The organism is Azospirillum brasilense (genome assembly GCF_003349955.1).
Classification (GTDB): domain Bacteria; phylum Pseudomonadota; class Alphaproteobacteria; order Azospirillales; family Azospirillaceae; genus Azospirillum; species Azospirillum brasilense_B.
The window spans coordinates 79,096-92,306 of the sequence record NZ_QLKQ01000004.1 but is presented as its reverse complement, the minus strand read 5'-3'; the positions used below and the strand labels follow the sequence as shown (position 1 = coordinate 92,306).

Annotated in this window: 9 protein-coding genes; 1 reads left to right on the top strand and 8 read right to left on the bottom strand. The window is 69.8% G+C overall.

The annotated features are described in order from the left end of the window. Window positions 1-7 precede the first annotated feature (7 nt). The 6 genes from DXK32_RS03110 to DXK32_RS03085 form a co-directional block, all read right to left on the bottom strand. Window positions 8-1,441 carry a di-heme oxidoredictase family protein gene (locus DXK32_RS03110; protein WP_114857185.1) on the bottom strand — a complete coding sequence of 478 codons (1,434 nt, stop codon included), beginning with the start codon at window positions 1,439-1,441 and terminating at the stop codon, window positions 8-10. Between the two features lie 3 nt (window positions 1,442-1,444). Then, the gene (locus DXK32_RS03105; protein ID WP_114857184.1) at window positions 1,445-2,731 is read right to left on the bottom strand and encodes an ABC transporter substrate-binding protein; all 1,287 of its coding nucleotides are present in this window, start codon (window positions 2,729-2,731) and stop codon (window positions 1,445-1,447) included. Window positions 2,732-3,092: 361 nt separating this feature from the next. Continuing rightward, a complete protein-coding gene (locus tag DXK32_RS03100) occupies window positions 3,093-4,307 on the bottom strand; it encodes an ABC transporter substrate-binding protein (RefSeq protein ID WP_114857183.1) in 1,215 nt (404 codons plus the stop codon). 41 nt (window positions 4,308-4,348) lie between these two features. Further along, window positions 4,349-5,128, bottom strand: coding sequence for a 3-hydroxybutyrate dehydrogenase (locus DXK32_RS03095; protein WP_114857182.1), 780 nt, complete (start codon window positions 5,126-5,128; stop codon window positions 4,349-4,351). Window positions 5,129-5,175: 47 nt separating this feature from the next. Then, a complete protein-coding gene (locus DXK32_RS03090; RefSeq protein ID WP_114857181.1) occupies window positions 5,176-6,126 on the bottom strand; it encodes a 3-keto-5-aminohexanoate cleavage protein in 951 nt (316 codons plus the stop codon). Window positions 6,127-6,176: 50 nt separating this feature from the next. Continuing rightward, on the bottom strand, window positions 6,177-7,088 hold the full coding sequence (locus tag DXK32_RS03085) for a 3-hydroxyacyl-CoA dehydrogenase family protein (protein ID WP_114857180.1): 912 nt from the start codon (window positions 7,086-7,088) through the stop codon (window positions 6,177-6,179). A gap of 275 nt (window positions 7,089-7,363) precedes the next feature. Here DXK32_RS03085 and DXK32_RS03080 point away from each other — a divergent pair, with 275 nt between their 5' ends. After that, entirely contained in the window at window positions 7,364-8,791 is a 1,428-nt protein-coding gene (locus tag DXK32_RS03080; protein ID WP_114857179.1) for a sigma-54 interaction domain-containing protein, read from the top strand. Between the two features lie 25 nt (window positions 8,792-8,816). On the opposite strand, the gene DXK32_RS03075 is transcribed toward DXK32_RS03080, so the two are convergent. Both DXK32_RS03075 and DXK32_RS03070 read right to left on the bottom strand, forming a co-directional pair. Then, a complete protein-coding gene (locus DXK32_RS03075; protein WP_114857178.1) occupies window positions 8,817-11,960 on the bottom strand; it encodes an efflux RND transporter permease subunit in 3,144 nt (1,047 codons plus the stop codon). Window positions 11,961-11,966: 6 nt separating this feature from the next. Next, on the bottom strand, window positions 11,967-13,109 hold the full coding sequence (locus tag DXK32_RS03070) for an efflux RND transporter periplasmic adaptor subunit (protein ID WP_114857177.1): 1,143 nt from the start codon (window positions 13,107-13,109) through the stop codon (window positions 11,967-11,969). Window positions 13,110-13,211: the final 102 nt, after the last annotated feature.

Below are 13,211 nucleotides of genomic sequence, written 5' to 3'. Positions count from 1 at the left end.
GTGTGGATCAGAGCGAAGCGAGAAAGGACAGCAGCGCCGCGCGGTCGGCGGTGGGCAAGGCACGCACGGCGTCGGCGCTGCCTTGGGCCTCGCCGCCGTGCCACAGCACGGCCTCCAGCGGGTTGCGGGCGCGGCCGTCGTGCAGGTAGGCGGGGTGGTCGGCGATCAGCGGGACGAGGCCCAGCCCCCACAGCGGCGCCGTGCGCCACTGCCGCCCGCTGGCGCGGTGATCGGGCCGCCGGTCGGCCAGCCCGTCGCCCAGGTCGTGCAGCAGCAGGTCGCTGTAGGGATGGATCGTCCCCCCGCCGAGCCCCGGCAGGAGCGGGTGCTCCGCCGTCTCCAGACTGGGGGCGTGGCAGCGGGCGCAGCCGGCCTCCGCGAAGACCGCCTCGCCGCGGCGCACCGCCGGGGCGTCCGCGTTGCGCCGGGACGGCGGCTGGAGCGCCAGCGTGTAGAGATGGATGGTGTCGAGCATCGCCTCGGACAGTTCCGGCTGCGGCCCCTCGTCCTTGGTGGCATAAGCGGCGCAGGCGTCCTGCGCCTCCGGACAGTTGGGCTGCGGATAGAGGCGCGTGGTGATCCCGAGGTCGCCGACGAAGGCTCCGGCGATCTGCTGGCGCACGCTCGGCTGGTTGGCCTTCAGCCCGAAACGGCCGAGCGCCTCCGCCCCGGTCTCGCGGTCCCGGACGCGGTTGGGCTGGCCGGAGACCACGCCCTCGCGCGCCTGCGCCTCGGCCAGCGCCAGAATGGCGCGCTCCGGCACCGCCTCCAGCAGGCCCAGCCCGAAGACCGGCGGCCCCATGCGCGGCGAGGTCATCACCTCGTCGCCGAGCGGCCCGAAGGCCAAGTCGGTGACGCGGATTTCCGGGGCGCGCAACGGCACCTCGGTGCCGTCGGCCAGACGCTCGACCCGCTCGTGCCACGTGAAGAAGACGCGCGCCTCCGCCGGAACGCCGGGCACCGACTGGTCGTTGATCTGGTCGCCGTAGACGGGGTGCGGCTTGGGTCCGCCATGCGCGTCCTCGCCGGGCACCGACAGGCGAACCAGCATGGCGCGCAGCGCGTCGTCGGGGCCCTGCGGCGGCTCGCCCCGCCCGTTCTTGATGTGGCAGGCGGCGCAGGACAGCCGGTTGTAGGTCGGCCCCAGCCCGTGGAACCCGCCCTCCCCCGCGAAGCCGTTCTGCACCAGCGCCCGCCCGCCGGCCTGGGCGCGGCCGACGCTGGTCCCGGCCTCCGGGTCCGGGCCGCCGGGCGTCCAGACATGGTTGAACAGGATGCGCCCGATGGTGAACTGGACGCGCTGCGCCTCGTCGGTCGGCGGCAGGGTCTGGTCGAAGGCGGCGCGCGTCGGGTTGGCCGGGGCGGCGGCCTGAACCGCCGCTCCCGCCGTCGCGGACAGGGCGACCGACAGGCCGAGAAGGGCGTGGAGGGTCCGGCGCACGGGTCAGGGCTCCTTGGCGGCGGCCAGCACGGCGCGGGCGGTGTCCGTGGCGGCGGCGCGGGCCTTGCCGATGCGCTCCGCCCAGTCCTGATCGAGCGCTTCCGTAACAGCCAAGCCTGCGGCCTCGTCCTCGGTCACCGGGACCGCGGTGGCGAGGGCCAGCGCCTCCTCCGCTTTCGCGGCAAGCGCGGGATCGCCCTTGCGGGCGGCCGCCATCCGCGCCTCGTCCAGCAGCACCAGCAACTCGCGCAGCTCGTCCTGGCGGCGGGTGACCAGCGCGTCGAACAGGGCGGCGACCGCCGGCTCCCGGCGGCTGCCCCTCTCCGTTTCATAGGCGAAGGCGCCGGCCACGGCGAAGGGATTGCCGGTTCCCGCCGGGGCGTCCCGGTAGACCGCGGGGCGGACCGGGTGGCGGCGGATGTCCGGGTGGAAGATAATCCGCTGCCCCTCCTCCGACAGGGCGAAGGCGACGAAGGCGGCGGCGGCCTTCGGGTGCGGAGCGGCGGCGGTCACGCCGATGTGGGCGGGCAGCCAGGCGGTGCGCTCCGGATAGAGAATCTCCACCGGCTTGCCGTCGGCCTGGGCGTTCAGCGCCTGGAAGTCGATGGTCGGCCCGGCGCCGCGCCGCCCCGAGGCCACGCTGTCGCCCACACCCGGCCCACGGTCGGCGAGTTCCGCGCTGGCGGCGATGCGTTGCAGCAGCGTCCAGCCCGCCGCCCAGCCCTCGGCCTGGAGGATGATGTCCACCAACACCGGGGCGAAGCCGACCCGCGAGGGCACCGGGAAGGCGACGTGCCCGGCCAGCGCCGGGTCGGCGAGGTCGGCCCAGCGTCGCGGCGTCGGCAGCCCACGCTCCGCCAGATAGGCCGGGTTGACCACGATCCCGTAACCGGCAACCTCGAACGCCTCGAAGCGGCCCGACGGGTCGGAGAGGGTCTGCGCCCCGATGCGGCCCGGCAGGGCCTCGCGATCGAGCCCCGGTGAGGCGATGTCCAGCGGGCGGAGCCGCCCCTCGTCGCGCAGCAATGGGAAGTTGCGCAGCGCCGGGGTCCAGTAGACGTCCACGCCGCCCTGGTCGGCGCCGCGCAGGATCGGCATCGCCTCCCGCCCGGTCTTCCAGAGGACGCGCAGGTCCGTGCCGGGATTGGCCCGCTCGAACGCCGCCTCGAAGCGGGAGACCAGCTCGTCGGGGTAGCTGGTCAGGACGAGCAGGCTCGATTCCAGGGGTTCCGCGTGCAGCGTACCCGGAAGGATGCCCATCGCCAGCACAACCAACGCACGCAGTCTCATCGCGGGCTCCGTCACAGGGACCGATCAGGCCGTATCCATTCGCTATGTTTGTTTGAATACAGCGCATACCGGCGTCTGTCAACGGTCGCTATATACGTTTGGTATATAACCGTGAAGAAAATATGGGAATGGCGCCCGTTGGCCGGGGAGCGCGCCCGCTCCCCGGCCGTCCTCACGTCAGGTTGTCATCTCACCCAGAGCTATCGCATTTGGCCTCTATAACCCTCTCCCCTCTGGGGAGAGGGTGGCCCGGAGGGCCGGTGAGGGGGATGTGCTTGGCGATACGTCCGGCGAAAGCGCAACCCCCTCACCCTAACCCTCTCCCCAGAGGGGAGAGGGGACTTCGAATACAATCACCCCGTCACTTCACGAGCGGGCAGCCGCTGTCCTTCGGGTTGATGTAGGCCTGCTCGCCGGGAATGGTTTTGAGGATCTTGAAGTAGTCCCAGGCCGCCTTCGACTCGGCCGGGGTCTTGATCTGCGCCAGATACATGTCGTTGAAGATCCGGCCGTTGTCGGCGATCCGCGCGTCCTTCATCATCATGTCGGTGATGGGCATGCCACGCATCGTGGCGGCGACCTTGTCGGCGTCGTCGGTGCCGGCCGCCTGCACGGCCTTCAGGTAATGCTTGACCGCCGAATAGACGCCCGCCTGGTTCATCGACGGCTTGCGCCCGGTCCGCTCCTCGAACTTCTTCGACCAGGCGCGGGTCTCGTCGTCCATGTCCCAGTAGAAGGAGTTCGCCAGCATCAGCCCCTGCGCGGTGTCGAGGCCCAGCGCGTGGATGTCGTTGACGTTCAGCAGCAGGCCGGCCAGCGTCTGGCCGCCCTGGGGAATGCCGAACTCGGCGGCCTGCTTGACCGCGTTGATGGTGTCGCCGCCGGCGTTGGCGAAGGCGACCACCTCGGCGCCCGAGGCCTGCGCCTGCAGCAGGAAGGACGAGAAGTCCGAGCTTGCCAGGGGATGGCGGACGCTGCCCTTGATGGTGCCGCCCAGCGTCTTGACGGTGTTGGCGGCCTCCGTTTCCAGCGAATGGCCGAAGGCGTAGTCGGCGGTGATGAAGAACCAGCTCTTTTTGCCCTGCTCGACCAGCGCGCGGGCGGTGGAGGACGCCACGGCGTGGTTGTCCCACGTCCACAGGAAGCCATAGGGGCTGCAATCCTTGCCCGTCAGATCGGTGGAGCCGGGGCCGGACATCAGGAAGATGCGCTTCTTGTCCTTGGTGATGCCCTGCACGGCCAGCGCCGCGGCGGAGTTCGGCACGTCGGCGACGACGTCGACCTTCTCCACGTCGATCCACTGGCGGGCGAGGTTGGCGGCGATGTCCGCCTTGTTCTGGTGGTCGCCGACGATGATCTCGACCTTGGTGCCGTTGATGGCGTTGCCGAACTCCTCGGCGGCCAGCCGCGCCGCCACCGCCGACCCCTCGCCGTTGATGTCGGCGTAGATGCCGGACCGGTCGGACAGCATGCCGATCTTGATGACGTTGTCCGACATCTGGGCCTGGGCCGTGCCGGACGCCAGGGCGGCGAAGGCGGCGCCGGCGAGAAGGCCGGCGAGACGGGTGCTGCGCATGGTTCACTCCCTAGGGTGTTGTTTTCTTCGTGGTTCGGGTGTCAGTGGGTCGTGTAGCCGCCGTCCACGGGGATCGCGGTGCCGGTGATCGACGCGGCGGCGTCGGAGCACAGGAAGGCGATGGCGGCGGCGACCTCCTCCGGCGGGATCAGCCGGCCGGTCGGCATGCGGTCGAGGAACACGGCCTGGAGAACCCGTTCCTCCGGCAGGCCGGTGACCTGCGCCTGCTGGGCGATCTGCTTCTTGATGATCGGGGTCAGCACCGTGCCGGGGCACACCGCGTTGCAGGTGATGCCGTGTTCGGCCACCTCGATCGCCACCGACTTGGTCAGGCCGATGATGCCGTGCTTGGTCGCCACATAGGCGGGCTTGTGCGGAGCGCCGACCATGCCGAGGACCGACGCCGTGTTGACGATGCGCCCCCAGCAGCGCTCGCGCATCGCGGGAAGGGCCGCCTTGATGGTGTGGAAGGCGGCGCTGAGATTGACCGCGAGCAGCAGGTCCCATTTGTCGTCGGGGAACTCGTGCACCGCCGCCACATGCTGCACCCCGGCGTTGTTCACCAGGATGTCGATGGGGCCGAGCGCCGCCGCCGCGTCGGCCATCATGGCGCGGGCCTCCTCCGGCCGGCTGAGGTCGGCCCCCGAATAGACGATCCTTGTGCCGCTCTGCGCCCCGATCTCCGCGCACAGCCGGTCGATCTCCGCGCGGTCGCCGAAGCCGTTGAGCATCACATGGCAGCCCTGGCGGGCCAGTTCGCGGGCGGTCGCCAGCCCGATGCCGGTGGTGGAGCCGGTGACGACGGCGTTTCTGTTTCGCATCTCGGTCTTTCTTTCGGACGTCTTGGATGTCAATGGCGCCTCGCGGTTCAGAAGGCCACCTGATCGGCACCCTTCAGCGCAAGCATGGCGCGCGCCTCGGCGGGGGTGGCGACCTCCAGCGACAGCTCTTCGAGAATCCGGCGGATCTTCGCGACCTGCTCGGCGCTGTTCCGGGCCAGCCGGCCCTTGCTGAGATACAGGCTGTCCTCCAGCCCGACCCGGACGTTGCCGCCCATGACCGCGGCCATGGTCGTGAAGGGAATCTGGTGACGGCCGGCGGCCAGCACCGACCATTCGTAATCCGTCCCGAACAGCCGGTCGGCGGTCTCGCGCATGAAGACGAGGTTGCGCTGCTCCGCGCCGATGCCGCCGAGGATGCCGAAGATCGTCTGGACGAAGAAGGGCGGCTTCACCAGCCCCCGATCGACGAAGTGGGCGAGGTTGTAGAGGTGCCCGACGTCGTAGCACTCGAACTCGAAACGCGTTCCGCAGCCCTCGCCCAGATGCTCCAGGATATAGGCGATGTCGCGGAAGGTGTTGCGGAAGATGAAGTCGTCGGTGCTGCGCAGATAGGGCTCCTCCCAGTCGTGCTTCCAGCCCTGGTAGCGGTCGGCCAGCGGGAAGATGCCGAAGTTCATCGAGCCCATGTTGAGCGAGCACATTTCCGGCCGGGCCTGGAGCGGAGCGGCAAGGCGCTCCTGCACCGTCATGTTGAGCGAGCCGCCGGTGGTGATGTTGAGCACCGCGTCGGTGGACTGCTTGAGGCGCGGCAGGAATTGCATGAACACCGCCGGGTCCGGCGTCGGCTGCCCGGTGCGGGGGTCGCGGGCGTGCAGGTGGAGGATCGCGGCACCGGCCTCGGCGGCGCCGACGCCCTGCTCGACGATCTCATCAGGCGTCACCGGCAGCGCGTCCGACATGGTCGGGGTGTGGATCGACCCCGTCAACGCGCAGCTGATGATGACCTTCTTCTGTGCTGCCTTCTGTGGTGCGGCCATGTGAGATTCCCTGAGTGGGTTGATATCGAATGGGGAGGGACGGCGCGCGGTCACCCGCGCTCGACGCCGTCCAACCGCTGCAGGTGGGCCGCCAGACGGGCGTGCGTCTCGGCCCGCTGCGCCTCCGTCCAGGTGCGGAAGCCGGCGCCGGACTTCATGCCCAGCCGCCCGGACGCGACGAGGTCGCGCAGCAGGGGCAACGGTTCCGGCGTCCGGTCGAGGTCGTGCAGGACATGCTCGTGCACCGCCAGGGTCAGGTCGGTGCCGACGAGGTCGGCGTTCTCCAGCGGCCCCAGCACGGCGAGGCGGCGGCCGAAGCTTGCCTTGACCACGGCGTCCACCGTCTCGGCGTCGCACACGCCGTTCTGGACGAGCGCGATGGCCTCGCGCCAGAGCGCGTGCTGCAAACGGTTGCCGATGAAGCCGGGAACGTCCTTGCGGACATGCACCGGCATTTTGCCGATGGCGGCCAGCAGCCCGATCATCGCGGCAACCGCCGCGTCGGCGGTGTCGGCGGTCTGGACGACCTCGACGAGCGGGATCTGGTACGGCGGGTTCCACCAGTGGGTGCCGAGCGCACGGCTCTTGTCCCGGAGCGGTTCCATGATCCGGGTGATCGGGATCACCGACGTGTTGCTCGCCAGAAGCGCATGGGCCGGCGCGGCGGCCTCGACCGCCAGGAAGATCCGCTGCTTGAGCGGCAGATCCTCCGGGACCGCTTCGATGACGACGTCCGCGTCGCCGACCGCGTCCTCCAGCGACTCGCAGGGCCGAACCCGGTCCGCGGCGCCGCTGTCCATCCCCAGAGTCTCAAGGTTGCCGCGGACCCGTTCAACGATCCCGGCCCGGCGGCCCGGATCGGGCTCATGGATGGCGACCGGGTGCCCGGCGACGGCGAAGGCCTGGGCAATCCCATGCCCCATCAGCCCGGCACCGATGATTCCAACACGCTGCTGCGTCATGCCTTTGCCGCTTCCCCCCTGCCTGATGGCGCTGCGACTGCCGCTCGACCAATTGTTCGCTGCACCCATATTTTCTTGGTGCAATCAAAGCAAGGGGCGTGCCAATGATGGAAAGCGTTGCCAGGAAACGGGTTGGGCCAAGCGGACGGGCGGATTGCCTGGGGATCGGATCACCCGTCCGCTGAAGCCCCCACAATCAGGGCTTCCGTCGTGTGCTGAATTTTGACAAACAGTGTTCAGAATATTGACAAAAGCGACGCGGCGGGAGGCGGGCCATGGCGGCGGGACCAGACGAACACTTCGCGGCGGCGCGCGCCCTGATGGTGATGATCGACGAGATGATCGACGGCGCCATTCTCGTCGACAAGGACGCGCGGATCGTCTGGTCCAACGACAAGCACGTCTGGTTCGATGACAAGCGCAAGGCGCTGCTGGGCATCCGCTCCCTCACCGAAGTGGTGGGGCAACCCGTCGAGCGGGTCATCCCGCACAGCCAGATGCGCGACGTGGTGGAGACCGGCCGCTCCTTCCCGCTCGACATCATGCGCTACGGCGAGCACACGCTGCTGGTCAGCCGCCTGCCCCTGCGCGACGAACAGGGGGAAATCATCGGCGCCCTCGCCTTCGCCCTGAAGAACAGCCTGACCTATCTCCGCCCCATCGCCGAGCGCTTCAACAAGTTGCAATCGCGGCTCGACCGCATGGAACAGGAACTCGCCGCCAGCCGCGCGCCGAAATACTCGGTCGAGAACCTCGTCGGCTTCAGCCCGGCGATGCTCCAGGTGAAGCGGCTGGTGCGTAAGGCGGGCCAGATCAACTCGGCGGTGCTGGTGCTGGGCGAGACGGGGACCGGAAAGGAGCTGGTGGCGCAGGCGATCCACGCCACCTCGGACCGGGCCGACCGTCCCTTCGTCGGCGTCAACGTCGCGGCGGTGCCCGAAAACCTGCTGGAGGCGGAGTTCTTCGGCGTGGCGCCCGGCGCCTACACCGGGGCCGGCCGCCAGCCCCGGCCCGGAAAATTCCAGCTCGCCCACGGCGGCACGCTGTTCCTCGACGAGATCGGCGACATGCCGCTGCCGCTTCAGGCCAAGCTGTTGCGCGTGCTGCAGGAGCGCGAGGTCGAGCCGCTCGGCTCCAATCAGGTCATCAAGGTCGATGTCCGCATCATCGCCGCCACCAGCCGGCCGCTGCCGGAGATGATGCGGAACGGCACCTTCCGCTCGGACCTTTACTACCGGCTCAACGTCTTCCCGATCCAGCTTCCGGCGCTGCGCGACCACAAGGAGGATCTGGAAATCCTCGCCTCGCTGTTCTCGGAACGGATGGCGGTGAGCCTCGACCAGCCGATGCGCGACCTGACCCCCGGGGCGCTCGACGCGCTGCGCGGGCACGACTGGCCGGGCAACGTCCGCGAACTCGCCAACGTCATCGAGCAGGTCTATGTGCGCACCGACGGCGAACGCATCCTGGCCGGGGACTTCGCCGACATCCTTCCCGGCGCCGCCGCCCGGCCCACGGCACCGCCGGCGCGCAAGCGTCCCCTCGCCGACAGCATGGACGAGCTGGAACGCTCGCTCATCCTCACAGCGCTCGAAGACGCGCAGGGCAACAAGCTCGAAGCGGCGCGCAGCCTCGGCCTGTCGCGCACCAACCTGTACGCGAAACTGCGCAAGCACGGCATCACCGCGGAGTCCGACGCATAGGCGGCGCACGGCCCCGGTGGCGGACTCACTCCGCCGGAGAGGTCTTCGCAGGCACGTCCGCCGCCTCGCGGTGCGGGACGAGCCGCTCGGTCAGGCGCTGGAAGGCGACGAACAGCACCGGCACGAAGATGATGCCGACCAGCGTCGCCGCGGTCATGCCGCTGAAGACCGTGGTGCCGATCGACCGCCGGCTGGCCGCCCCGGCGCCGGTGGCGACCAGCAGCGGCACCGCCCCCAGGATGAAGGCCAGAGCCGTCATCAGAACCGCGCGGAAGCGCTGGCGGGCGCCCATCACCGCGGAATCGATGATCGGGTGGCCGGCGGCGCGCTGCTCCCGCGCGAACTCGACGATCAGGATGGCGTTCTTGGCGGCGAGGCCGACCAGCAGGACGAGGCCGATCTGCGCGTAGACGTCGTTGGCGATGCCGGCGACGCTCAGGCCGATGCCGGCCCCCAGCACCGCGATGGCCACGGACAGCAGCACGGCCAGCGGGATCAGCCAGTTCTCGTACTGCGCCACCAGAAACAGATAGCCGAACATCACCGCCAGCCCGAAGATGATGATCGTCTGGTTGCCGATGCGGCTTTCCTGATAGGACAGGCCGGTCCATTCCGTGGCGTAGCCCGTCGGCAGGGTGCGGTTCGCCACCTCCTGCATCGCCGCCAGCGCCTGTCCGGAGCTGCCGCCGGGGGCCGGGTTGCCGTTGACCGCGGCGGAGAGGAACTGGTCGTAGCGGACGAGGCTGTCGGGGGCCAGCGTGTTGCGGATGGTCACGATGCTGCGCAGCGGCACCATGTCTCCGGACGAACTCCGCACATACAGCTGGTCGATGGCCGCCACCTCGTCCCGGTGCTCCGCCGCGTCCTGAACCTGGACCTGGAAGACCCGGCCGTAGAGGTTGAAGTCGTTGACGTACTGCGACCCGAGATGGGCCTGCAGCGTGGTGAAGACGTCGCCCGGCGAGACGCCGAGCAGCGCCGCCTTGGTGCGGTCGAGGTCGATGAACAGGTGCGGCACGTCGGGGCTGAAGGTGCTGAAGACCGCCGACAGCCGCGTGTCCTGGTTGGCGGCGACCAGCAGGCCGCGCAGCACCGCGCCGAGCTGCTGCGCCGATTGCCCGCCCAGCGCCTGCACCTGGAGCTGGAACCCGCCGGTGCTGCCGAGACCGGGGATGGACGGCGGGTTGAAGGCGGCGATGGTCGCCTGCGGCACCGCGGCGAGCTGCGGCCGCAGCCGGCCCAGCAGTGCGTCCACCGTCTCGTCGGCCCCCCGCTCCCCCCAGGGCTTCAGCACGGCGATCTGCAGCCCGACGTTGGAGGCGGCGCCGCTGAGGATGCTGTAGCCGGCGATGGAGATCACATGGGCAACGCCCGGCGTCGCGCGCAGCCGCTCGTTGACGTCGTTCATCACCGCCTCCGTCCGGCTGAGCGACGCCGCGCTCGGCAGCTGGACATTGACGAAGAAATACCCCTGGTCCTCCGACGGCAGGAAGGCGGTGGGCAGGCCGCGCAGCAGCAGGAAGGCCCCCGCGGTCAGCAGGGCGAAGGCGGCGATGCCGATCACCAGCTTGCGCGACAGCCAGCCGACGAGGCCGCCGTAGCGGTCGCGCACCCCGTCCAGCCCGCGGTTGAAGGCGGCCAGCGGGCGCCAGGGCGGGGTCGGCGGGCGCAGCAGCAGGCCGCACAGCGCCGGGGTCAGCGTCAGCGACACCATGCCGGAGATCAGGAAGGCGGTGGTGATGGTGACCGCGAACTGGCGGTAGAGCTGGCCGGTGATGCCGGGCAGGAAGGCCACCGGCACGAACACCGCGGCCAGCACCAGGGTGGAGGCGACGATGGCGCCGGTCACCTGCTCCATGGCCATGCGGCTGGCCGAGGGGGCGGGCTGGTCGGGATGCTCCTCCATCACGCGCCGGACATTCTCGACCACCACGATGGCGTCGTCGACGACCAGCCCGATCGCCAGCACCAGCGCGAACAGCGTGATGGTGTTGGCGCTGTAGCCCAGCACCAGCAGCACCGCGAAGACGCCGATGATCGACACCGGGATCGCCAGGGTCGGGATCATCGTCGCCCGCCAGTCCTGGAGAAAGACGTAGATGACCACCACCACCAGCAGGAAGGTGATGCCCAGCGTCAGCACGATCTCCTCGATCGTCGCGCTGACGAAGCCGGTGGTGTCGAAGACGACGGCGTAGTCCAACCCTTCCGGGAAGCGGCCGGACAGCCGGTCCAGCTCCGCCCGCACCGCCTTGGCGACGTCCAGCGCGTTGGCGTCCGGCGACTGGTAGACGACCAGCGTCGCCGCCGGGTCGCCGTCCAGCTTGGCGGTGGAGCCGTAGCTCTGCGCGCCCAGTTCCACCCGCCCGATGTCGCCCAGCCGCACCACGCCGCCGTTCGCGTTGGTGCGCACGATGATGGCGGCGAACTGCTTGGGATCGTCCAGCCGGCCGCGGGCGAGGATGGTCAGCTGCTGCTGCTGGCCGTCGGGGACCGGCGGGGCGCCGATCTGCCCGGCCGAGGCCTGGAGATTCTGGGTCTGGATCGCCGCGACTACGTCCGCCGCGGTGATGCCCAGCGCCGTCATGCGGTTCGGGTCCATCCAGACGCGCATGGCGTAGGTCAGCGCGCCCATCACCTGCGCGTCGCCGACTCCGGGCACCCGCGCGATGGCGTCGCGCAGGTTGATGCTGGCGTAGTTGGAGATGAAGATCGGGTCGAACTGGCCGCCGGGGGAGAAGACGTTGACGGCCATCAGCATGTTGGACGACTGCTTGCGCACCGTGACGCCCTGGCGCGACACCTCCGACGGCAGGGTCGGCGTGGCGAGCGACAGGCGGTTCTGCACGTTGATCCGGGCCAGATCCGGATCGGTGCCCTGCGCGAAGGTGACCGACAGCGTGTAGGCGCCGGTGTCGGTGCTGGTCGAGGACATGTAGAGCATGCCTTCCACCCCGTTCACCTGCGCCTCGATCGGGGCGGCGACGCTGTCGGCGACGACCTGGGCGTTGGCGCCCGGGTAGCTGGCGGAAACCTGCACCGAGGGCGGCGTGATCGGTGGAAACTGCGCCACGGGGATGGCCAGGATGGCCAGCGCCCCCGCGATGGTCACGACCAGCGCGATGACGATGGCGAGATTCGGGCGCCGGATGAACAGGCCGGAGAGCATGGGCGCCTATCCTCGCGGCTGCTCGGCGGTTTGAGAGGCCCGTTCGGGCTGAACGGCCATGCCGGGGCGGACCTTCTGGGCGCCGCCGACGATGACGGTCTCGCCGGCCTGGACGCCCTTGGGCACGGCGATCACCTGATCGATCTGCGGTCCGGGCTCGATCGGGCGGCGCTGCGCCCGGTTCTGCTGGTCGAGCACCAGGACGTAGCTGCCCTGCTGGTCCTGCTGGATGGCCGACACCGGCACCACCGGCTGCCGCTCGGTCTTCGCCGGGCGGATCAGGACGGTGACATACTGGCCGGGCAGCAGGAGCGCCTTGGGATTCGCGAAATCGGCGTAGACGGGGATGGTCCCGGTCTGCGGGTCGATCCGGTTGCTGGCGAAGGAAACCTTGCCCGTCTGCTCATACTCGGAGCCGTCGGCCAACCGCAGGGCCGGGACGAAACGGTTCACCGCTTCGGAGGAGGCGAGATCGGGGGAGGCCCGTTGAACCTGGAGGACGTCGCGGTCGCTGACCGAGAAGACGACCCGGATGGGATCGAGCTGGACGACGGTGGCGAGCGGGCCGCTGGACGGGTTGACGAGGTCGCCCACCGTCATCGCGGTGGCGCCGATGCGCCCGTCGATGGGCGAGGTGATCCGCGTGTAGCCGAGGTTGAGTTCCGCCTGCCGCAGCTTGGCCTGGGTCTGCATGATGTCGGCTTCCGCGGTCTCCTGCCCGGCCTGGGCCTGATCGACGTCGGCCTGCGAAATATTACCGCGTGTCCGCAGCTCCTGCGCGCGCTGGAAAGCGCGCTGGGCCTCGCGCAGCGTCGCCTGGGCGCGGGCGAGGTCGGCCTTGGCGCTGTCCACGGCGGCTTGATAGGGGGCCGGTTCGATGACGTAGAGCAGCGTGTCCTTGGTGACGTTCCGCCCTTCCTGGAAGGCCACCTGCTCGATGAAGCCCTCGACGCGGGCGCGGGCCTCGAAGTCCTGGATCGCCTGGACGCGGCCGATGAATTCGCTGGTCGGGGTGACCTCACGGTCGCGCACCACCTCGGTCGTGACCGTTGGGGGTGGCGCGTTCGCCGGCTGCTGGGCCCGGCCCCCGCCCGACAAGAGCAGGACGAGCAGGCACGAGGCGACGAGGCCGTGGCGAAGGCTCAGCATCGAGAGGACTCCCGGTCAGCCGTGCCCTGGTAAACACGGGCCGGTGCCAATCGGGTACAGCGATGCCGGTGAATAATTGGGGTGATGCCGAGGCCTTTGGCG